The following is a 21,473-nucleotide window of genomic DNA, read 5'->3' as shown; positions in this document are numbered from 1 at the left end:
GTCCTCTCCCGAATCGAGGCTCCCCCACGGCGGCAGCGGCATATTCACCGCTGCCAGTTGGGACGTTACGGAAGGTGGGCACAGCGCAACACCCCCTTCGGGCCCAATCTTGAATGGCCCGAACGGACTATGCGTGCGCGTCAGATCACCCAGGGGAGTGATCGATGGACATGCGTGGGATAAGGGACATACCTCGTGGATATGCCCTTCCTCGGCGGTCTCACTTCGGACACCGCGTGACGCATGATCCTGAATCGGACACGAGCTTCCCGTGTTTCGGGGTCACGGGAATTCATGCCGACGTCACAACCGGGCCTTGTTGTCGGACCGCACTGCTGTGACAGTTGTGAGCAGCTTAGGCCAAGGCCTGTGCGCCTGTCCGGCGAATGGAAACCCGGGCACGCGCGCGCCCGGTCCGGCCCCCGGGAAGTCCCCGTACCGCCGCCGGATGTCACGGTCCGGTACCCGAACGCTCCGAGAGGCCCCCGCTCCCGCTGTTCGCTCATGTCTACGGATTAGGCTGCCCCCCATGGCAAAGAAGCGCTCGGGCGGTGGTCTGACCGGGACCCAGCAGGCCGCCAAGTTCCTCGGTGTCAGTGTGCTCGCCGGAGCCGTGCTGGCAGGCATCGCCCTGCCCGCGGCCGGGGCACTCGGGCTGGCCGCGAAGGGCACGGTCGAGGGGTTCGACGAGATCCCCTCGAACCTGAAGACCCCGCCGCTGAGTCAGCGCACCAAGATCCTCGACTCCGAGGGCGGCCTGATCGCCACGGTGTACTCGCGGGACCGGACGGTCGTCCCGATCGAGAAGATCTCCCCGTACATGCAGAAGGCGATCGTCGCGATCGAGGACGGGCGCTTCTACGAGCACGGGGCGATCGACCTCAAGGGCGTGCTGCGCGCGATCAACCGCAACGCGCAGTCCGGCGGGGTCTCCGAGGGCGCGTCGACCCTCACCCAGCAGTACGTGAAGAACGTCTTCGTCGAGGAGGCCGGCGACGACCCCGAGAAGGTCGCGCAGGCCACCCAGCAGACCATCGGCCGCAAGGTCCGCGAGCTGAAGTTCGCGATCCAGGTCGAGGAGGAGCTGGGCAAGAAGAAGATCCTGGAGAACTACCTCAACATCACGTTCTTCGGGCAGCAGGCGTACGGCATCGAGGCCGCCTCGCAGCGGTACTTCTCCAAGCACGCCGCCGACCTGACCCTCGGCGAGGCGGCGATGATGGCCGGTCTCGTCCAGTCGCCCAGCCGCTACGACCCGATCAACGACGTCGAGGAAGCGACCAAGCGCCGCAACGTGGTCCTCCAGCGGATGGCCGACGTGAAGGACATCAGCCAGGCCGAGGCGGACGCGGCGAAGGCCGCTCCGCTGAAGCTGAAGGTCAAGACCCCGAAGAACGGCTGCATCACCGCCGTCGACGGCGCCGGCTTCTTCTGCGACTACGTCCGCAAGACGATCCTCAACGACCCGGTCTTCGGCAAGACGGCCGAGGAGCGCCAGAAGCTGTGGAACCTGGGCGGCCTCACCGTCAAGACCACGCTCAGCCCGCGCGCGCAGGCCGCCGCCAACGAGGCCGCCATCGCGAAGGTCAACAAGGACGACCCGGTCGCCGCCTCGGTGGTGCAGGTCCAGCCCGGCACGGGCAAGGTCCTCTCGATGGGCCAGTCCCGCCCGTACGGCCTGGATCCGAAGAAGCACGAGACGACGCTCAACCTCGCCGTCGGCAGCCGGATGGGCGGCACGACCTTCGGCTTCCAGGTCGGCTCGACCTTCAAGCCGATCACGGCCGCGGCGGCGCTGGAGAAGGGCCTGAGCCCGGCGCAGAGCTTCGACACCCCGGAGCAGATCAACCTGCCGGAGAGCGACTTCCGGCTCTGCAGCGGCAAGCCCGCCGGGTACAGGAACTGGGAGGTCAACAACGAGCTCAAGTCCGAGAAGGGCTCGTACGACATGACCAGCGCGCTCGGCAAGTCCATCAACACGTACTTCGCCAAGCTGGAGCAGATGGCTGGCCTGTGCGAGACGCTGACGATGGCGAAGAAGGTCGGTTACGAGCGCGAGCTGGGCAAGCCCATGAAGGAGAGCCCGTCCGCGACCCTCGGCAGCCTGGAGAGCACCCCGCTCGACATGGCGTCCGTCTACGCGACCTTCGCCAACCGGGGCCTGTACTGCACCCCGGTCGTCATCGAGTCGGTCAAGGCCGCCAACGGCGACAAGCTCAACGTGCCGCAGACGAAGTGCACCCGGGCGATGAGCGACCGGACCGCCGACACGATCAGCCAGATGCTGAAGGGCGTCGTCGAGGACGGCACCGGCCAGAAGGCCGGCCTGAGCGACCGCGACAACGCGGGCAAGACCGGTACGACCAACGACCGCAAGGACGCCTGGTTCGTCGGCTACACCCCGAACCTGGCCACGGCGGTCTGGGTCGGCGACGACGTCGGCGAGAAGAAGTCGATGTACGACATCCGGATCGGCGGCGAGTACTACGACAAGGTCTGCGGCGGCTGCCTCCCCGGTCCGATCTGGAAGATCGCGATGACCGGTGCGCTGGACGCCGGCGACACCCCGTCCTTCACCCCCATCTCCGTGCCGCGGGCCGAGGCGCCCAAGGACAAGGAGAAGGAGGGCGACGAGGGCCCGAACAAGCCCAACAAGCCGAAGAAGCCGCGCGACGGCAAGCCCGCCGACCGCAGGCCGAACCTCCCCGGGATCACGCTCCCGCCGGGCATCTTCGACTGACCCCGGCTCCGTCGGCCCGCCGTCCCGGAACACGAAGAAGGGCGCCCCCACCGAGTGGGGGCGCCCTTCTCGTGTCTCCCCGCGGATCAGCCCGCGAGCAGCTTCTTCACGGCGGCGGCGACCCGGCCGCCGTCGGCCAGGCCGGCCACCTTCGGGTTCACGATCTTCATGACGGCGCCCATGGCGCGGGGCCCCTCGGCGCCCGCCGTCCTCGCCTCCTCGACGGCCTCCGCGACGATCCCGTCGAGCTCCTCGTCGCTGAGCTGCTTCGGCAGGTACGCGTCGAGGAGGAGGCCCTCGGCCCGCTCGCGCTCGGCGGACTCGGGGCGACCGCCCTGGGCGAAGGCGTCCGCGGCCTCGCGGCGCTTCTTCGCCTCCTTGGCGATCACCTTCCGCACCTCGTCGTCGGAGAGTTCGCGCTTGGTCTTGCCCGCGACCTCCTCCTTGGTGATCGCGGTGATGGTCAGCCGGAGGGTCGAGGAGCGCAGTTCGTCGCGCTCCCTGATCGCGGCGTTGAGGTCGTCCTGGAGCTTCGCCTTGAGCGTGGTCATGACCCAAGTGTGGCAGGTGCCGCACCCCCACCGCCCGCGCATTTCCCCCGCACGGGTCTGCGACGATGGGGGGATGCGCGCACGGTACGGGATCCCCCTGAAGATCACGGCAGGCCTCACGGCGACGGCCGCGGCCGGACTCGTCTACGCGGCGGGCTTCGAGGCCCGCTCCTTCCGGCTCCGCCGGGTGACCGTCCCGGTCCTCCCCCGCGGCATGGGCGACCTGCGGGTCCTCCAGGTCTCCGACATCCACATGGTGAGCGGCCAGCGCAAGAAGCGGGCCTGGCTCCAGTCGCTCGCCGGGCTCCGCCCGGACTTCGTCGTGAACACCGGGGACAACCTCTCGGACACCGAGGCGGTGCCGGAGGTCCTGGACGCGCTCGGGCCGCTGATGGAGTTCCCGGGCGTGTACGTCTTCGGGTCCAACGACTACTACGGCCCCAAGCTGCGCAACCCCGCGCGCTACCTGCTGGAGAAGGCGCAGGGCCGCCACGGCCTCAACGGCAACAAGCCGGCGGTCGGCGCCGTCCACAACCCCTGGGAGGGGATGCGGGACGCCTTCGACGCGGCGGGCTGGGTGGACCTCACCAACACCCGGGGCCGGCTGAAGCTGTCGGGGGCCGAGCTGGCGTTCACCGGCCTGGACGACCCGCACATCAAGCGGGACCGGTACGAGCGGGTGGCGGGCGGCCCGGACCCGGACGCCGACTTCACGGTGGGCGTGGTCCACGCCCCGTACCTGCGCTCCCTGGACGCCTTCACGGCGGACGGGTACGAGCTGGTCCTCGCCGGGCACACCCACGGCGGCCAGCTCCGCGTCCCCCTCTACGGGGCGCTCGTCACCAACTGCGACCTGGACACGGACCGGGCGCGGGGCCTCTCCACCCACACGGCCGGGGGCCACACGTCCTACCTGCACGTCTCGGCGGGCTGCGGCACCAACCGCTTCACCCCGGTCCGCTTCGCCTGCCCCCCGGAGGCCACCCTCCTCACCCTGACGGCCCGCCCCTGACGCCGGGGCGACGCCCCCGAATACCGGATTTCGCCTCAGCGCGCGCGTGGGCTAAAGTAATCGATGTCGCCGCGACGTGAACACGCAGAGCAGCGACATCGGGGTGTAGCGCAGCTTGGCAGCGCGCTTCGTTCGGGACGAAGAGGTCGTGGGTTCAAATCCCGCCACCCCGACAGCCGAAACACCAGGTCAGGGGCCTGATCCGCGAGAGCGGGTCGGGCCCCTGAGTGGTTTCCGGGGTCGGCTTGGGAGCCGTTTGGGAGCCGACTCGGGATCCGGCTCCCGAGTCGTAGAGACCCGCTGTCCGGGGTGGACTGTCGGTGCCCGCGGCTAGCCTGCTGCCATGGCCATCCAGACCCTGACGCTGAGCGTCCTCATCGCATCCCCGGGCGACACCGCTCCTGATCGCGATGTGGTGGAGGACTCCATCCGCAGTTGGAACAGCGACCACACAATGCGGCGCAAGATCCACCTCCTCCCTCTTCGATGGGAACTGGGAGCAGTGCCGCTGGTCGGACAGGGCGATGCGCAGGAGGTGATCAACGCACAGTTCGCCGACGAGGCGGACATCGTCATCGCGGTGTTCAACAGCCGACTCGGCCAGGCGACGAAGCGCGCGGTCTCTGGCACGGCCGAAGAGATCCTCCGAGCCCGTGATCGCGGTGCGGCCGTCCACGTCTTCTTCTCCGACACGCCGATCCCGCGTGACCACGATCCGGAGCAGCTCGCCGCTCTGAACTCGTTCCGTAAGGAACTTCAGGAGCACGGCCTCACTGGCAGCTACGCATCTGCGGATGATCTCAAGGCAAAGGTGCGGACGTGCCTGGAGCACGATGCGTACGCGGCCGGCACCCCAGAGAGCGGCACGTCCGAAAGCCCACAGACGGGCGCGCTCCTCCGCTCAAGCTTCCAGTGGGACACCGAACCCAAGCAGGACAGCAAAGGTCGAATCAAGATGCGGCGCGTGAGGCAGCGACTGCGCGTGGAGAACCTGGGAGACGCCGCTGCCGAGAATGTCACCTTGGAGATGAGGCCCGTCGGCGAGGGCGACAACCCGCACGTACTCGACGAACTGGCCGCCGACCGCATCCCGTCCAAGTCCTTCGTCGAGTTCCTCCTCGCTCTCGACATGGGGACCGCTCGCCAGGGGACGATCGTGCACCGATGGACCGAGGCAGGCACGCCGTGCACGGAAGAACAGACGATCTCCTGGCTGTAGGCACGTAGCGCGCCGAGGGCTGCTCGGTGTCAGCCGAGCAGCCCTCGTTCTATTGGCAGGCGCGCAGAAGGTCATTGAGCACGCGTACTGGCGACGTCGGGCACATGGCCAGACGCACGTCGAGCGCCGCCTCCCACTGCTCGGTCAGGCCGGCCATGAGGCGGCGGCGCATGCCGGGGGTGACGTGGGCGTAGCGGGCGGAGACGGAGCCGTCGATGTGGCCCATGCGCTCGTCCATGAGGACCTTCTCGGTACCGAGGTCTTCCATCATCGTCCGGTGGGTGTGGCGCAGGCCATGAGGCGTGAGGCCCTTGGCGATGGGGACCCAGCAGGCGTCGGCCCGGTCGGTGGCGTTGCGACCTCGGGACGGAACGCCGGGCCACGGTTCGCCGAGGAGCGGGACGGGGCGAGCCTCCTGGGGCGCCTTCTTCGGGTACCAGCCGGAGACGGCCGGGGTGAAGAGCCAGGTGGCGAAGCCGTTTCGGCGCCAGTGGGGCGCGTACTCGGACACCGTGCCGCCGCGTACGAAGCCGAGGTGCGTGATGGCCTGCTCCACCTTCGCCCGGGTGGCCTCGGCGACGCGGGCGGGGTGGTTGAGGACGTTGGACACCGTGCCCGTGGAGACGCCAGCGCGGCGGGCGACGTCGGCGAGCTTGGCTCCCTGGTGGCTACTGGTACGGGCTGCGCCGAGACCTCGGTAGACGTAGGTCTTGCCGTGGCAGGGGCAGGGCATCGGCTTCGTACGGGCTACGTGGTTGGCGACCATGGCAGAGAGCCAGCTCGGCGAGTCGATGGTGCGGTAGCTGTCGTCCTTAGGTGGGACGCGCACCAGCTCGCCCGTGTCCAGCTCGTACAGCTGCCACTCGACACGGAAGGATCCGGGGCGGGTGAACTCTGTCTCCAGGCCGACCAATTCTGCCCAGCGCACGCCGGTGTAGCCCTTATGCACCACGGCGACGAACTCGTCGTCGCGGCCGGAGAGCAGGGAGGCGCGTTCGGCGATGAGCAGGATGCCGAGTGCGTCGGTGATGACCTTCTCCGGTCCACGGTCGCGTGAGCGGCCGGCGCGCTTGCCGCGCCCGCGCCGCCTGGCGGCCGGGTTGGAGGAGAGCAGGCCCTCGTCGATCGCGTCTTCGAGGATCAGGTGGAGTGTCGAGCGCCAGGTCTTGACGCTGGAGGCCGCGTACAGGGCCCGCTCCTTCTTCTCCCACAGCTCGACGTCCGTACGGAGGATGCCGGCGAGGGCCTTGTCCTCGAAGTCGGGGAGTAGGTGCTCCTCGATGTGGCGCTTGTAGTTCTGCATCGTCGACGCGGCCAGGTCCTGGGCTTCGTACCAGCGGCTCGCGTACTCGCCGAAGGTCTCCTGGCCGAGGGCCGGGTCGCGCCAGTCGCCACGCCGGTACTTGTTCTCGGCCTCGCTCGCGGCGCGCTGGGCCTCACCCTTGGTGGCGAACCTGATGGTCCTGCCCTGGTCGTCGGCGACCGTGAGGTGCTTGCCGGGCGCGACCTTGTACCGGCCGCGCCAGTAGTTTCCGCGCTTCTCCGCGAATCCCATGTGTTCCTCCCCTCCTTGCGTCCTCGCGCTACGCCGCGGTTCCGAACTGGCCCTGGTCGGCTCGGCGCGGGGGCCTGGCTCGGAGCCGGACCACGGGAACAGGTGGGGTGGACGGGGAGGCCGGACGGGGCGCCTTGGAAACGGCGGCCGGAGTCGGCTGCTGAGGCACGGCGGGCTGGGCTTCGTGCATACGGATGATCTCCGCGAGGTGTTCGCCGGTGAAGCGGTAGGCGCGGCCGACCCTGGTGTACGGGATCAGCCGTCGGCGGGCGCGGTCCTTGACCCACCAGGCGGAGCAGCCGAGCACTGCAGCGACGTCCTCGGGAAGGTAGAGGCGCGACGGCACGGTATCGGCGTGTCGGGGCTGTGCGGAGGCGTGGGGTATCGCGGTGTGGCGCAAGCGGGGTCCTCTCCTGGCCTCGGCTGGTGGGGCGGCAACCCCGGCCGGACCGGTGTCGTTCAGGGATGGGATGGGCGTGTGGTGCGGCCGGGTCCTGGGGTTTGCGGTCCAGGGCGGCCGGAGGAGCGGGTTACGGCTGGGGCGGGAGCCCGAACTCCTCCTGGTTGATCTTCATGGTGTTCTCGGCGATGGCGTTGCTGACCATCACGTCGGCTTCCTCGCGGATGTCCGGGTGGTCGTCGAGGTAGGCGGCCAGGTCGTTGGTCGCCCGGCGCCACGCGTGCTGGGCTCTCTGGGCGGCCAGGTTGGCGGCCACGACGGTGTCGATCAGCTCCATGGCGCGGCCGGCGGCGGCCAGGGCAGGCGGGCCGACGAGGTTGGACAGCGAGACTCCGAAGACCTCGGCGAAGCCGATGGCCTCGTCGAGGTTGATGCGGCGTTTGCCGTTCTCGATCCGCCACACCGCCGACGGGTTCATCTCGTAGCCGGCGTCGTTGAGGCGGTCGGAGAGCGTGGTGGTGCTCCAGCCACGGTTCTCGCGCTCGGCCTTGATCCGCTTGGCGGCGTTGTCCTCGCCCTTGAGCAGGACGCCCTCGGGCTCGTCCTCGTGGTCGTCGTCAGACATTACTCCTCCTTCCTCTTGCAGCATGTTCCTGCAATTCGCATCACCCTAGACGGTACACCATGTTATGCCGCTTGCAAAGCAGCTATGCCTAGTGCATAGTGATAGATGTGCCGCACCGCTGCGATCCACTGGAGACCGCCATCACCTAGCCCGACAAACAGAAAGCCCCCCGGTGCTGAAGACACCGAGGGGCTCAAAGCGCAAACCTCACGCCGCCCATCCCTGAACGACCGATCGCAAGGCCGGGATTGCCGTCCCATATGGCCTGCAGATTGAGGAGCTCGATGTCCAGTATGGACGAAGCCACCCCGAACACGCCATCGCTTCCCGTCAAGTGGCCGCCGACGGCGATCCCCGGCCGGCCGAACAGCCCGTCGCCCACTGCGGACCCCGAGGGCGTGGAAGTCCTGGACTTGGTCCGGGACGCGATCCGGCGCTATGTCGTCATGCCGAGCGACGAAGCCCTGACCGCCACCACGCTGTGGGCCGCGGCGACCCACCTGCAGACCGTGTGGCAGCACGCGCCGCGCCTGGCGGTGGTCGGACCGGCCAAACGGTGCGGGAAGTCGCGGCTCCTCGAAGTCCTGATCGAGGCGGTCCACGAGCCGCTGATCACGGTCAACGCCTCCGCCGCAGCGATCTTCCGGTCGATCGGCGAGGGCGACCCGCCCACGCTCCTGGTCGACGAGGTCGACACGATCTTCGGCAGCGCGAAGGTCGCGGAGAAGAACGAGGAGATGCGCGGCCTGCTCAACGCCGGCCACCAGCGCAACCGTCCCACCCTGCGCGTCACCGGCCCCAGCCACGAGGTGGTCAAGTTCCCCACCTTCGCCATGGCCGCCCTCGCCGGCATCGGCGATCTGCCCGAAACGATCATGGACCGGTCGGTCGTCATCCGGATGCGGCGGCGGGCCGAGACCGAGAAGGTCAGCTTCTGGCGCTACGGCCGCGACGACCTGGCGGTACGCGAGCTCCGCACACGGCTGGCGGCCTGGCTGGCCTCCGTACGCGAGAAGGCCCTCGCTCTGGAGCCGAAGCTGCCGGTCGAGGACCGTGCCGCCGACACGTGGGCGCCGCTGGTCAGCGTCGCCGACCTCGCGGGCGGGCGCTGGCCCGTCCTGGCCCGCACCGCGTGCACGGCCATGACCGACTACGAGTCCGGGCGCGACGAGGACGGCGGACTGAAGATCCGCATCCTCGCCGACATCCGCCGCGCCTTCACCTCCGAAGGCGACCAGCCGGTACTCCGCACCGGCCGCCTCCTGGACATCCTCAACGCCGACCCCGAGGCGCCCTGGGCCGAACACGGCCCCAACGGCCTCACCCCGCGCGGGCTGCAGATCCTGCTCCAGGACTACGGCATCAAGTCAGCCAACCGCCGCTTCCCCGGCGGCCACCAGGCCAAGGGCTTCACCCGCGCCCAGTTCACCGACGCCTGGACCCGCTACTGCCCGCCCGAGGCAGTCACCACCCTCCCGGCCGAGCCCGGCGCCTGACCCTCCCCGACTCGTCCCACTCGTCCCCGCGCAGGTCAGCGCGGGGACGAGTCACCGACCCGCAACGAGTCGACCCGACATCACCGCCCCACCCGTACCTGCCCTGACCAGCGGCAGGACGAGTGGGACGAGTTCCCACTGCTCACGGCCACCCACTCACCCGGTGGCTGCACCCATCCCTGGAGCACACCGCTTGACCACCCCCACCCCGACCGTCTCCGTGTCGACGCCACTGGCTCTCGCCATCCGTACCGGCGTAGCCCTCCTGGCCCTGTCAGCCTTCGCGCTCTCCTACGACGCCCTGCGTCAAATGGCCGCCGCCAGCCACATCCACCGGCTGCTCACCTACGCCTTCCCCCTCGTCATCGACGGCTTCATCGCCATCGGCATCGGTGCCCTCCTCGTCCTGCGCAGCGCGCCGCTGAAGCCCCGCCTATACGTCTCGGCCCTGGTCGGCATCGCGACCATCACCAGCATCTGGGCCAACGTCCTGCACGCCGTCCGCCTCAACCAGCAGAACCCCCACGGCGGGCTCGCCCTCGACGACATCACCGTCGGCGCCATCTCCGCCATCGCCCCGCTCGCCCTCGCCGGCGCCGTCCACCTCTACCTCCTCGTCCAGCGCCGCCCCGCCCACGCGGAGCATCGCGACGAGGGCCGCCACATCACGGCGGCCACCATTCCGGAAGGTGGCGTGGCGGTGGCCGCCAAGGAGCCGCCGTCAGACGCCCACGTCGCCGGGGAGTCCGAGAAGGCCACCGAACAAGTGGCCCAGCCCGAGAAGGCGCCCGTCAAGCGTGGCGATCAGCGGCCGATGGCCACGTGGGAGGAGGTGGTCGAGATCGGCCGTACCGCTCCCTTGGGACGTGACGGCCGCGTCTCCCGGCGCCACATCGAGACGACCATCCGCGACAAGGGCCTCAGGCCCGGCCGCCGCGAACGCCTGGAGAAGGTCAAGGCCCTGCTCCAGGCCGAGCGCGACCAGTCCTCCACCGAGGTCGCCGGATAGGCCAGAGCCTCTCCACCCACCGGACACTCGCCTCGGAATTCCTCCGGGGCGAGACCACTTCCGCAGTCACCGCCCCCACGATCAGAGAGCCCGCGCATGCACGAACAACCCCTCCCCAGTTCCCCGTCCGTCACCCAGCAGCCGACCACCACCTCTGCCCCGGGCGGAGCAAGGTATGGCGTTGGACCGTCCAAGGGCCGGTCCTACACGGGAGCCTTCGCCCCGGGGGTGGCGGAGGCAGGTCCCCGGCGCGAGGGCGCACCGGGGACAGGGGCCGTGCGTGCCGCCGACGAAGCCGCGCTGCGTCGTGTCGCCCGCCGCCGCGTCCGCCAGGACGTGCAGCGCACAGAGCGTGTCGACGTCCGCTACAGCGTCGACGAGAAGCAGGCGATCCTCGCCGAGGCCCGCCGCCACAACCTGGCCGGAGCGCACTTCGTCGGTGCCGTCGTCATGGCCCATCTGAACGGCGACCTCGCCCTGCCCGCCGGGCGTACCGTCAACGACGACCTGGTCGACGAGTACGCAGCCCTGCGTACCGAGCTCACCAGGATCGGCACGAACGTGAACCAGATCGCCCACCGCTACAACTCCGGCGGCGACGCACACCCGGTGGACGCCGCCGTGCTCGCCGAGACCCATCGACTCGTGACAGCGGTGAAGCAGACGATCACGGCGGTCGACGCCGCCGCGGATGTGGCCGCCACGAACCGCCGGGCGGCCTGATTGATCGCGAACATCGTCAAGCCCGGCCACAAGACCCGAGGCGTCCTGAACTACCTCTACGGTCCCGGCCGCGCCAACGAGCACACCGACCCCCACCTCGTCGCCTCCTTCGACGGCTTCGTCCCCGACCCCGGCCGCGATCCCGACGCCACCCTCGCTCAGCTCGCCAACGTCCTCGACCTGCGGGTCAAACAGGCCGGCCACAAAGCGCCGAAGAACCACGTCTGGCACTGCTCGATCCGCGCCGCCCCCGAAGACCGCCACCTGACCGACGACGAGTGGGCCACCATCGCCCGCCGCGTCCTGAACGCCACCGGCATCGCCCCGGACGGCGACCCCGACGCCTGCCGCTGGGTCGCCGTCCGCCACGCCGACGACCACATCCACATCGTCGCCACCAAAGTCCGGGGCGACCTCCGCCCGCCCCGCAACTGGAACGACTTCCTGCGCGCCGACAAGGAACTCGTCGCCGTCGAGAAGGAGTACGGCCTACGGCAGGTCCCGCGCGGCGACCGCACCGCCGCGAAACGCCCCACCCGCGCCGAGCAGGAGAAGGCCCACCGCACAGGAACCGCCCGGACCTCCCGCGAGCACCTGCGCACCATCGTCCGCACCGCCGTCTCGGCCGCCACGACCACCGAGGAGTTCTTCCGACTCGTCGAAGGGGCCGGAGCCCTCATCGACGTCCAGCATTTTCCTTCCGGAGACGTCCGCGGCTACAAGGTCGCCCTCGACGACGACACCAACGCCCAAGGCGAACCCGTCTGGTTCTCCGGCTCCACCCTCGCCCCCGACCTCTCCTACCCCAAGATCGCCGAACGCCTCACGACCACCGAGGCAACGCCGACGGAGCTAAGCGAGGCTCCGGCTTGGCGGCGACTCGCACGCGCCGTCGACCGGACGCCCGACCGCCTCGCCCACGGCGAGGACGAGACCGGACAGGCCCACATCACCGTCCTCGCCGAAGCCCTCGACGTGCTTCCCCTGATCGCCCCCGCCGGAATCCGGCCGCAGCTCGTCCAGGCCGCCACCGCCTTCGAACGGGCCAGCCGGTCCCAGATCCGCGCCCGACATCAGCAGGCCCAAACCACCCGCCGGGCGGTTAAGGCGATCCTGCGCGAACCCGCCCCGAAGGATGGAGCCCTCCTCACGATCGTCCTCGACGCCCTCCTGCTCGCGATCATCGCCGCCCAGCACTGGCACCGCACCCACGGCCATACCCAGCAGGCCGAAGCCGCCCGCCAGGCCGCCGGCCACCTCCGCGCCGCCTATCAGGCCCAGGCCGCCGAGCCACTGGCCGTGCTCCGACAGCAAGGAACACGGCTGGCCGAGTCACTACGCCGACGACAGGAGTTCACCCTGCGCCGAGTTCTTCCCGAACTAGCCGAACGGATCCTCGCGGAGCCCGGCTGGCCCGCTCTTGCTGCCACCCTCGACCGAGCCGAAGCAGCGGGCCACAAGCCCGCCGCTCTCCTCACCGAAGCCACCGCCCGACGAGAAACCGACACCGCCACCAGCGTCAGCGAAGTCCTCACCTGGCGGCTCCACCGCCTCGCCAACCTGACCGCCGTCACCACCAGCGGTACCCCGATACCCCCGTCGGCCGCCTACCGCCCGACCAACACCGCCACCAGCCAGCAGCGCCGCACGCGCTGAACTCCACCTTCAAGGAGCACCCCCTGAAGATTCACTCCGCCGCCGACATCTTTCCGATGCTCGATCCTGGCGAGTTACTCGATCTCACCGAATCCATCAAGACCGAGGGCCTGCGCAAGGACATCGTCCTCGACGTGGACGGTGTCCTCCTTGATGGCCGCAGCCGGCTCGCCATCTGCGAGGTCGCTGGCGTCGAACCCTGTTTCACCACCTACACCGGCGACGACCCCCGAGCGCTGACCTTCTCCAGCGATGCGGTGCTTACGACGCTGCCTTCCGAACCGCGTCGACAAGTGCTGTCGCGCGTTCGTCGTCGGACCCGCTGACGATGTGGTTCATGACGTAGCCGAAGGCGAGGCCGTGGTCGGGGTCGGGGTCGGCGAAGGCGAGGGAGCCGCCGCGGCCGGTGTGGCCGAAGGCGTTCGGGCCGGTCATGGGGTTGGCTTCGGTGGGCAGCATGTAGCCGCTCGCGAAACGGCTCGGGAGCAGCATCACCCGGTCCTTCCCGTTGGTCTGTTCTTCGGTCGCCGTGGCCAGGGTGGCCGGGGTGAGGAGGCGTACGCCGTCGACCTCGCCGATGGTCGCGGCGTACATGCGGGCGAGGGAGCGTGCGGTGCCGATGCCGTTGGAGGAGGGGAGCTCCGCCGCCTGCACCTCCGGTGCGTCGAAGTCGATCGCGGCCGGATCGGTGACGGCGAAGGCGCGGTTGCTGAGCGAGTCGGGGTCGCGCCAGGCGGCGACCTGCTCGCGGAGTTCCTCCGGGACGGATGTGGCGGGGACGGTGGTGAGGTCGACGGACGGACTCCGGTAGGCCATGCGGCTGACCCGGGCGCGTGCGCTCGCCGGCAGACCGATGTGGAAGTCCAGTCCGAGGGGGGTGGCGATCTCGTCGGCGAAGAAGCGGCCCGGCGTCCGGCCGGAGACCCGGCGGATGACCTCGCCGACCAGCCAGCCCCAGGTCCGGCCGTGGTAGCCGTGGGCCGTGCCCGGGGTCCACTGCGGGCGCTGGGCCGCCAGCGCCGCCGTCATCGGGTCCCAGGCCAGGGCGTCCGCCACGGGGAGCGGCTCGTCCAGGGCCACCAGGCCCGCTTGGTGGGACAGCAGCCAGCGCACGGGGATGTCGGCCTTGCCGTTCGCGGCGAACTCCGGCCAGTACGAAGCGACCGGGGCGTCGAGGTCGAGCAGGCCGCGTTCGACCAGCATGTGCGCGGCGGTCGCGGTGGCGCCCTTGGTCGCCGAGTAGACCAGCTGCAAGGTGTCCCGCGTCCACGGGCGCCCGGTCTCGGGGTCGGCGATTCCGCCCCACAGGTCGACGACCGGCCGGCCGTGCCGGTAGACGCATACAGCCGCGCCGATGTCCCCGTGCCGGGCGAAGTTCGCCGCGAACGCCTCGCGGACCGGCTCGAATCCGGGCGCGACTTCACCGTCGATGATCGTCATGTCCCTCATCCTCGCAGCGCGACCGTCTTCTCCGGAGGGGGATGCGCGTACGCGGGGAAGGAGATTCGGCTGCGTCAACGGGGCTTCTCGGCGCGGCCGATGAGGGTGCCGATGTGACCCTCGGTCGGGGCGTCGAGGACGGTGACGGACACGTCGGTGAGACCGGCTTCGGAGAGGAGGCAAGCCCAGGTCTCGGGGGTGTGGCTGTAGCGGTAGGTGTACATGGCGGGGCCGGCGAAGCCGCCCTTGTACATGCCCTGCGGGCCGTAGGCGCCGGGGATGGCCGGCGGCTGCGAGAAGGCGAACACGCCACCAGAGTTCAGGCGTTGGGTGACGAGCGGGAAGAGAAGGGCGGGGTCGGTGAACCAGGCGGCGCCGAAGGCCGAGTAGATCGCGTCGTACGTGCGCGGGTCCTGGACCAGGTGGTCCAGGACCTCGGCACACACGAACTCGATGCCGAGGTGGCCGTACTTCTCGGTGGAGCGGGCGACGGCGACCGGAGAGAGGTCGATGCCGGTGGCCTTGACGCCCCGGCCGGCGAGGTGGGCCAGGGCTCGTCCCGTACCGCTGCCGATCTCCAGGACCGTGCCGGGTTCACCGAGGAGGCCGGGGCCGGGGTCGGCGGGGTGGTCCTTGTACTGGGTCCAGCGGAACACCGGGGCGCCGTTGGACGGATCCTTCCACGCGCTCTCGGCGAAGGTGTCCCACAGGGCGCGCTCGTGCTCGTAGTTGTGCGGGGCGGTGGTCATGGTCGTGTCCTCGCGGGGGATACGGGAGGCGGCCCCGCCACCCGTGTGCGCGGCGGCGGGGCCCCACCCTAGGGCGGTTCGTCTAGGACGTCGGCGGTTTCCGGCCGCCGGTCACCCGGTCAGTGGGAGTCGGGGACCTTGGAGTCGCACGGCGAGCAGTCCGCTCCGTCGCGCGCCCACAGCTCCTCGTCGGGCTCGAAGCCGATCGAGCGGAGGAAGGCGGCCGTGTCGGTCACGGTGCCGTCGTTGCGACGCTGGATGAAGGGCGCGTGGTGCTTGTAGCGGCCCTCGTTGTACAGGTCGCAGAGGGCGAAGTAGACCGGGGTGTCCAGGATGACCTGGTGGACGCCGATGTCCACGACCTTGCCGACGCCGAGGTGGACGTCGGGGTGTTCCATCGACGCGACCACGTACATCACGGCGTTGCCGAGGATGCGTTCGGCGAGGTCGCGGACCATCACCTCGTCGCGCAGGAGGAGGGCGACCTCGCGTTCCCAGACGGTCAGGCCGCTGTCGAGGACGTTCACGGTCAGGTGCCGGAGGTGCGGGGTGACGGCGTTGAGCAGCTCCTTCGGGTCCCGCGAGCGGGCCGCGGCGGTCGCGGCCTCCGCGGGGGTCGTGGCGGGGTTCTCGGCGAGAACGGTCACGGTGGTGCTCCTCTCGAAAGGGTCGAGTGGTGCGATGCGGGGTGGTCGTCGCGACCGCCCCGCTTCACCGGCCCCCTGTCGGGGCCGGTGAGGCTGAGTCGTCCCGGGCGGGAGCCGTGAGCAAGGGGACGGACCGATGTCACCCCGCCCGGAACGGGTTCTTGGGGAGAGCCTCAGTCGAGAAGGGCGTCGGCCGTCTTCTCCAGCAGGGCCGCGTTGGCGCTCGTGTCGTGGCCGAGAGTGAGGGCCTGGTGCGGGAGGGCGGTGAGCCGGTCCGCGAGGCCGACGGAGCCGCCGGTCATGGGCAGAAGGCCGAACACGTCGGGGTAGCGGTCCTCCGTGCCGGCGGTGAAGAAGTCTGCCTCGCCCAGGCGGCGCGGCTCGTCGAGGAGTCGGGGTTCGCCGCCCGGGGTGATCTGCGGGAACAGCAGACCGGCGGCCCGGCCCTCGGTGGCCAGGGTCATTCCGAGCCAGGTGTCGAGCTGGTCGGGGAAGAACTGGGGCTTCATCTCCTTGCCGTTCGCCCGCCACAGCGGCTCGCGCCGTCCGGCCAGGAGTGCGTCGGTGACCCGCTGGTCCTGGGTGGGATGCATAAGTTCCCCGGCGCGGAGCCGGTCGGCGACGGACTCGAAGAGGCCGAGCGCGTCGAGGAGCCCGAAGCCGCAGGCAGCCGCCGACGGCCACGGCAGCACCCGTACGTACCCCTGCTCCGGACGGACGAAGACGCGGTCGTTGGCGAGGAGCCGCCAGCCGGCGCGCGCCAGGAGGAACGCGGTGGTGGTCTTGCCCGCGCCCTTGTCGCCGAGGGTGAGCAGGGTGGCGCCGTCGTCACGGGTGACGGCGGAGGCGTGCAGGATTCGCCATCCTTCGACGAGGAGCATGCCGCGGACGATCTCGCGGGCCAGTCGGGCGGCGGCCGTCGCCACCGCCGTCTCGTCGTTCCCGACGATCCGCAGGCGGCGCAGGGAGGGGCTCCACCGGTAGGCGAGGCGCTCTCCGCTCTGTACGGCGGTCACGCTGCCGTCGGTGTGACGGGTGTGCAGCATGGGGGAGCCCGCGTAGTCGGCCTCGGCGGCGCCCTGTCCGAGATCGCCGTCCGCGGCCATGTCCTCGTACGCGTCCGGGTCGACGTCGGCGGAGACCAGGGCGCCGCTGATCGGCGGCTCGGCGGGGGCCGCGTTCCACCACGAGCCGAAGTAGCGGGTGGCCCAGTCGGTCACGGCGGCCGAGTGGCTGGTGACGGTGACGGCCTGGCCGTCGGCCGTGGCGATGCGGGTGGCGGTGCGGACAGCGGTACGGGGGGTCATCGGAACGTGTCTCCTCGAAGGGCGGCGCGTACGGCGGTCTGTTCGTAGGCGGTGCGGAGCTTGGCGGCGGCGGTCCGGAGCCGGACGGACTCCGCCGGGGCGAGCGGGGGCATGCACACGGTCGGCGTGCCGGAGGTGAAGCGCAGCGGGATTCCGTACCAGTCGCCCCGCCAGGGAGCGGCCAGTTCGATCACCCCGTCCACTAGGCCGAGCGCGTGCGCGAGCGCGGCGAGGACGGCTCCAGCGGGGCCGGAACGGGTGCGGCCGAGAGCTCCGTTGATGCGACGGGGCCGGTGGACGAGCTCGGCGCGGACCTCCCGTAGGGGGACGGCGACGGACCGGCCCCGGATAGTGGTGGAGGACGCGCAGATCACGGCGTGGTCGCCGTGCTCGCCGATGACGTGCCCGGCGACCGCCTCCACCGGGGCGTCCAAGAGCCGGGCGAGAGCGAGCCGGTAGCGAGCGCTGTCGGTGTTGGAGCCGACCCCGAACACCCTGGCGCAGCCGGACGTGGCCGCGAACAGCCGGGTCATGACGTCAACCGGATTCGTCACCACGACCACCGCGCCCTGATAGCCGGAGAGCCGACGTCCGAGCGCGGCGATCAGAGGGGCGTTCGCCGCGAGCCCGGCCATGCGGACGTCGCTGGTGGCCGTGTTGGTGAACGCGGCCCGGGGACAGACGACGATCGCGTCACAGCCGCTCATCGCGTCCGGTGCGGCGTGAACCGCCCGGACGTGGGAGCCGGTGACCTGGGCCATGTCCTCCAGATCGGTGACGAGGGAGGCCGCCGTACGACCGCTGCCGGAGGCGACCATGACCGCGTCGCACCAGCCGGCGGTCACGAGGAGCGTGCCGACGGTCTGCCCGACGGCTCCCGCGCCGATGAGCCCGATCGTGGTCATGAGGCAGCCGCCTTCGCGGCGCTGTCGAGACACAGGCGCCAGGCGCCGCGCGCGTCCCGGTACGACATCACGACGGCGGTGGACCGGTCGAGCATGTCGCACACCGCCCTCGCCCGTCCGACCACATCGGCGGCGTGCGTGGTGAGTGGCAGACCGGCGGGCGCGGTCAGGTAGGTCGTGAGGATGTTCGCGGTGTCCATCAGCCACAGGAGCATGAGCTGACGCAGCCAGGCGTCCCGCCCGGTCCGGTCGCTGCCCGCCGTCGCCGAGGCCGCGTACGCCGCCACTCCTCCGAGCAGCGCCCGTACGCCTTCCGTCCCGGGAGGACGTGCGACGAGGTTCAGCACCGTCCGGGAGACGAGCTTGGCCGCGTCGTCGGCGGGCCGGCCGCGCATCAGCCCGGGATCCAGGAAGACGGGTCGCTCCGCGCCGTCGGGGAAGACGACGTGCTCGGGCTTGAGATCACCGAACACCACCGCCCGCGCGGGCGAGGCCGTGATGCGCCGGGCCTGGTGCAGGCGCCCGACGACGGCCGCCAGTGTCTCCGCGTGGCCGGTCTGCCGCAGGCAGGTACTGCCCGACAGACCGTTGAACTTCCTCAGGAAGGTGCCGGTGACGGACCGCTCCCGGATCTCGCTCCGCCCGACCCGCGCGGCGACCCCACGCCGCCGCAGGCCGACCGTCATCTCGCTGGTTACCGTCTCCAGCAGCCCAGCGGTGCGATGCGGCGCCCGCGCCAACAACTCGGCGAGCGTGGGGCCGTGGACCGGCTCGGTGAACAGCACCCCGCCCTCGTAACCGGCGACGGTCGGCACGTGAAGGGCAGCAGGTCCGGCGAGAACCGCGAGCTGACGTGCTTCCCGTTCCAGGAGGGAGCCAGGGGAGGCGACGTACGCGGCCTGCGCATCCAAGGCGGTGCCCCAGTCGCCGCAGGACCCCCGCAGCAGCGACACCAGCGAGACGCCGAGGACTGACAGCTTCGCGTACAGCGGTCGGCCGTCCACCTCCACCCGCCGTACGTAGCTGGTGACGCTCGGCACCACCGGCCCGAGCCTCACTTCAGCACCGGGCCACAGCCCGCAAGCTGCCCGCTCGACCTGACCGGCCGCGTACGCGAACACCTCGTCCTGCGACGGCGGCACCACGTCCTCGGCCGTACGGAACAGGTGCCCCGTCGCGGGGCGGGCCGGCGTTCTCAGCTTTTCCACGGGGCCTCCTGGTCGGAAGGGCGAGGAGAGCCGGTCGTCCGGCTCCGAACGTGTCCCGACAGTGAACGGCGGCGGGCCGAGGGCGCGGAACGTTTCCCGGGGGTTCCTCCGAGGAGAGAAACCCCCGTTTCCCACGTGGGGAGTAGCCTCTGACCACCGACCTGAGGGGAGGCTGGGATGTCCGATCCGACGACGCTGCACCCGCTGACCTATGTGCGCGAGAACCGGTACTGGGGCAAGGCCGAGTTAGCCCGGCTGATGTGCGAGCGTGGCGCCGAGATGGGCGTGCCCCTCGCCACCAACCGGACGACGATCTGGAAGTGGGAGCAGGGCCAGGCCCCCGACGCGGATGCGCAGCGAGTGCTCGCCGACCTGCTGGGCGTTCCCGAGGACCACGTGCGCTCGGCGCCCTGGCCGCGATGGCTGCCGGCGTGGGAGTCGACGGCCCTGGTAGCACCCTGGACCCCGGCCGGCACCGTGAAGGTCTTCACCGACCTGGTCAGGAGCGGCCACATGGACCGTCGGGCCTTTCTCTCCATCACCGGTGCGGCCCTGACGGGCGTAGCCGCCAACTGGGCAGCCGCGCCGGAGGCTTTCGCCTCCGCACTCGACGGCGACCGGGTCACCGACGCCATGGTGACCACCATCGAACAGCGCGTGGAGACCCTGCGCGTGCTCGACGACCAGATGGGCGGCGCCCGCCTCTTGGACCAGGCGACCAGCGATCTCGCCCTGATCACCGGTCTGCTCGACCACGGTCGCTACACCGATGCCGTCGAACACCGCCTCTACGCCACGGCGGCCGGTGTGTCCTACCTGGCCGGGTGGATGGCCTACGACAAGGGCCTCCGCTCCCTCGGTCAGCGCTACTACGTCGGCGCCCTCCGCAGCGCCCACAGCGCTCAGGACAACGGCTTCGGCGCCTTCATCCTCGCCGAGATGGGCATCCACGTCTCCGACGCCGGCGACACCGCCGCCCGCGTGAGGCTGATCGAGACCGCCATCAGCAACGCCCCTGCGGCCCTCCCACCGGCAGCGGCCTCGTACCTCCACCTCCACCAGGCCGAGGCCCTCTCCCGCGACACCCGCCACGAAGCGGCCGCCAAGTCCCTCAACCGCGCCTATGACCTGTGGGGCGCCCACCGAGAGGGCGACCGCCCCGGCTGGCTCGGTTGGTACGGCGAGGCCCAGCTCAAGTCGACCGAGGGCAAGATCATGCTTCGGGCCGGATTCCCGGAACGGGCGACCCACGCCCTCTCAGCCGCAGTGGACCGAGCAGTCCCGCGTGATCAGGCGGTACGTTCCGGACGCCTCGCCACGGCACGACTGGCCGCCAGGGATCTGGAGGGTGCCTTGGCCGCTGCTGCCGTTGGCCTGGAACTGCTGGAGAGCAGCGTCCGGTCCGACCGAGCGCAGGTCCGCCTGACGAAGTTCAGTCACTACCTCGAACCTCACGCCGCAGAGCCTGCCGTGCGGGAGTTCCGGGAACGCCTCCGCGCTCTGCCCCCTTCGTCCTGATGGACCAGACACGCTCCCGAGTAGCGTCGAGATCCACTCGGGGAATAGTTCGATGAATAATTGACACGGGATACTTAAGTCCGCCAAGATCTCCTTGTGACGGAACCTCTCAACGCAGTAGAGGCCGAGTCGACCCTGTCGCCGCATCTCCCCAAGATCGCTGGCTGCATCGAACTCGGATGGCGCAGGTGGCTCACCCTGCTGAAGCAGGACAGCGAACTCGGCATCGTGATCAGCGCCCGCGCGCGGGCCAACCTCGTGTACGACTTCATTCGCTACGAGGCGGTCAACGCATTCGACGGTTATGACGACGTCAAGGTCGGGGACAGTCGCGGCTTCCTCCTCCTTACGTTCGATGGGAAGATCGTCCTGCGGTTCAAGAAGTTCAGGGACCGCAAGCTGCGCACGAGCGGTGTACCGACTCAGCAGCGACGCGAGTACGCCAACCAGGTCCTGCCTGGCTTGGAGGCCCTGACCCATCTGGTCGCTGGCTATCTGCCCGACAAGGAGGGGCTGGGCCTGGAGCGGATGGCCATCACATGCAGTCTCGACGATGACCAACTGTGGGTCCTGGAATTGGATCTTGGTCTCGATGAGACTGGTGTCACGGCCCCCGTCGCGCCCATGCCGTCGGCTCCGCAGCGGGATACGATCGTCCGGCCCAAGCGGCGTGAAATCCCAGATCAGACCGGTACCGAAGAGAGGTAACCACC

Annotated in this window: 20 protein-coding genes and 1 tRNA gene; 11 read left to right on the top strand and 10 right to left on the bottom strand. The window is 70.2% G+C overall.

What is annotated here, in order from left to right:
• Positions 1 to 529 precede the first annotated feature (529 nt).
• The gene (locus ACIQVI_RS24705) at positions 530 to 2,740 is read left to right on the top strand and encodes a transglycosylase domain-containing protein (RefSeq protein WP_403599494.1); all 2,211 of its coding nucleotides are present in this window, start codon (positions 530 to 532) and stop codon (positions 2,738 to 2,740) included.
• An 86-nt stretch (positions 2,741 to 2,826) separates the two neighbouring features.
• Here ACIQVI_RS24705 and ACIQVI_RS24700 read toward each other — a convergent pair whose 3' ends face one another.
• Positions 2,827 to 3,291, bottom strand: a complete 465-nt coding sequence (locus ACIQVI_RS24700) for a GatB/YqeY domain-containing protein (RefSeq protein ID WP_351971892.1) — start codon at positions 3,289 to 3,291, stop codon at positions 2,827 to 2,829.
• Between the two features lie 73 nt (positions 3,292 to 3,364).
• Between ACIQVI_RS24700 and ACIQVI_RS24695 the strand changes: the two genes are divergently transcribed.
• The 3 genes from ACIQVI_RS24695 to ACIQVI_RS24685 all read left to right on the top strand — a co-directional run bounded on the left by ACIQVI_RS24695 (position 3,365) and on the right by ACIQVI_RS24685 (position 5,522).
• Complete coding sequence (locus tag ACIQVI_RS24695) at positions 3,365 to 4,303, top strand: metallophosphoesterase (RefSeq protein WP_403599491.1); 939 nt, start codon at positions 3,365 to 3,367, stop codon at positions 4,301 to 4,303.
• Positions 4,304 to 4,402: 99 nt separating this feature from the next.
• Positions 4,403 to 4,476 (top strand) — tRNA-Pro (locus ACIQVI_RS24690).
• 170 nt (positions 4,477 to 4,646) lie between these two features.
• Positions 4,647 to 5,522 carry a hypothetical protein gene (locus ACIQVI_RS24685; RefSeq protein ID WP_403599488.1) on the top strand — a complete coding sequence of 292 codons (876 nt, stop codon included), beginning with the start codon at positions 4,647 to 4,649 and terminating at the stop codon, positions 5,520 to 5,522.
• Positions 5,523 to 5,571: 49 nt separating this feature from the next.
• Here the strand turns inward: ACIQVI_RS24685 and ACIQVI_RS24680 are convergent, their stop codons facing one another.
• The 3 genes from ACIQVI_RS24680 to ACIQVI_RS24670 form a co-directional block, all read right to left on the bottom strand.
• A complete protein-coding gene (locus tag ACIQVI_RS24680) occupies positions 5,572 to 7,077 on the bottom strand; it encodes a LacI family DNA-binding transcriptional regulator (RefSeq protein ID WP_403599485.1) in 1,506 nt (501 codons plus the stop codon).
• 28 nt (positions 7,078 to 7,105) lie between these two features.
• Positions 7,106 to 7,462, bottom strand: coding sequence for a helix-turn-helix domain-containing protein (locus ACIQVI_RS24675; RefSeq protein ID WP_403599814.1), 357 nt, complete (start codon positions 7,460 to 7,462; stop codon positions 7,106 to 7,108).
• A 145-nt stretch (positions 7,463 to 7,607) separates the two neighbouring features.
• Positions 7,608 to 8,102, bottom strand: a complete 495-nt coding sequence (locus ACIQVI_RS24670; protein ID WP_403599482.1) for a helix-turn-helix domain-containing protein — start codon at positions 8,100 to 8,102, stop codon at positions 7,608 to 7,610.
• Between the two features lie 293 nt (positions 8,103 to 8,395).
• Between ACIQVI_RS24670 and ACIQVI_RS24665 the strand changes: the two genes are divergently transcribed.
• From ACIQVI_RS24665 to ACIQVI_RS24645, 5 genes are all read left to right on the top strand, one after another.
• Positions 8,396 to 9,598, top strand: a complete 1,203-nt coding sequence (locus tag ACIQVI_RS24665; protein WP_403599811.1) for a DUF3631 domain-containing protein — start codon at positions 8,396 to 8,398, stop codon at positions 9,596 to 9,598.
• Positions 9,599 to 9,791: 193 nt separating this feature from the next.
• Positions 9,792 to 10,607 (top strand): DUF2637 domain-containing protein, encoded by an 816-nt coding sequence (locus ACIQVI_RS24660; RefSeq protein ID WP_403599479.1) that lies wholly within the window; start codon positions 9,792 to 9,794, stop codon positions 10,605 to 10,607.
• Between the two features lie 276 nt (positions 10,608 to 10,883).
• Positions 10,884 to 11,330, top strand: a complete 447-nt coding sequence (gene mobC, locus ACIQVI_RS24655; RefSeq protein ID WP_403599476.1) for a plasmid mobilization relaxosome protein MobC — start codon at positions 10,884 to 10,886, stop codon at positions 11,328 to 11,330.
• Positions 11,331 to 12,986 (top strand): relaxase/mobilization nuclease domain-containing protein, encoded by a 1,656-nt coding sequence (locus ACIQVI_RS24650; protein ID WP_403599473.1) that lies wholly within the window; start codon positions 11,331 to 11,333, stop codon positions 12,984 to 12,986. It begins immediately after the preceding gene.
• Between the two features lie 56 nt (positions 12,987 to 13,042).
• A complete protein-coding gene (locus ACIQVI_RS24645) occupies positions 13,043 to 13,312 on the top strand; it encodes a hypothetical protein (protein ID WP_403599470.1) in 270 nt (89 codons plus the stop codon).
• Here ACIQVI_RS24645 and ACIQVI_RS24640 read toward each other — a convergent pair.
• The 6 genes from ACIQVI_RS24640 to ACIQVI_RS24615 form a co-directional block, all read right to left on the bottom strand.
• Positions 13,248 to 14,426 carry a serine hydrolase domain-containing protein gene (locus ACIQVI_RS24640; protein WP_403599467.1) on the bottom strand — a complete coding sequence of 393 codons (1,179 nt, stop codon included), beginning with the start codon at positions 14,424 to 14,426 and terminating at the stop codon, positions 13,248 to 13,250. The two genes, ACIQVI_RS24645 and ACIQVI_RS24640, sit on opposite strands and share 65 nt — an antisense overlap.
• A 74-nt stretch (positions 14,427 to 14,500) precedes the next feature.
• Entirely contained in the window at positions 14,501 to 15,175 is a 675-nt protein-coding gene (locus tag ACIQVI_RS24635; RefSeq protein WP_403599464.1) for a class I SAM-dependent methyltransferase, read from the bottom strand.
• 119 nt (positions 15,176 to 15,294) lie between these two features.
• Positions 15,295 to 15,822, bottom strand: a complete 528-nt coding sequence (locus ACIQVI_RS24630; protein WP_403599461.1) for a hypothetical protein — start codon at positions 15,820 to 15,822, stop codon at positions 15,295 to 15,297.
• 173 nt (positions 15,823 to 15,995) lie between these two features.
• Positions 15,996 to 17,129, bottom strand: coding sequence for a hypothetical protein (locus tag ACIQVI_RS24625; protein WP_403599458.1), 1,134 nt, complete (start codon positions 17,127 to 17,129; stop codon positions 15,996 to 15,998).
• Complete coding sequence (locus ACIQVI_RS24620) at positions 17,126 to 18,034, bottom strand: NAD(P)-binding domain-containing protein (RefSeq protein ID WP_403599455.1); 909 nt, start codon at positions 18,032 to 18,034, stop codon at positions 17,126 to 17,128. Before ACIQVI_RS24620 ends, ACIQVI_RS24625 begins: the two co-directional genes overlap by 4 nt.
• On the bottom strand, positions 18,031 to 19,242 hold the full coding sequence (locus tag ACIQVI_RS24615; RefSeq protein ID WP_403599451.1) for a hypothetical protein: 1,212 nt from the start codon (positions 19,240 to 19,242) through the stop codon (positions 18,031 to 18,033). Before ACIQVI_RS24615 ends, ACIQVI_RS24620 begins: the two co-directional genes overlap by 4 nt.
• A 177-nt stretch (positions 19,243 to 19,419) precedes the next feature.
• Here ACIQVI_RS24615 and ACIQVI_RS24610 point away from each other — a divergent pair, with 177 nt between their 5' ends.
• Together ACIQVI_RS24610 and ACIQVI_RS24605 are read left to right on the top strand one after the other, a co-directional pair.
• A complete protein-coding gene (locus ACIQVI_RS24610; protein ID WP_403599448.1) occupies positions 19,420 to 20,760 on the top strand; it encodes a transcriptional regulator in 1,341 nt (446 codons plus the stop codon).
• Positions 20,761 to 20,856: 96 nt separating this feature from the next.
• Positions 20,857 to 21,468: a hypothetical protein gene (locus ACIQVI_RS24605; RefSeq protein ID WP_403599445.1), complete on the top strand. Its 612-nt coding sequence runs from the start codon at positions 20,857 to 20,859 to the stop codon at positions 21,466 to 21,468.
• Positions 21,469 to 21,473 lie beyond the last annotated feature (5 nt).

This window comes from Streptomyces sp. NPDC098101, assembly GCF_044760185.1.
Taxonomy (GTDB): Bacteria; Actinomycetota; Actinomycetes; order Streptomycetales; family Streptomycetaceae; genus Streptomyces.
The sequence above is the reverse complement of the archived record's forward strand: the minus strand, read 5'-3'. Positions and strand labels throughout refer to the sequence as shown.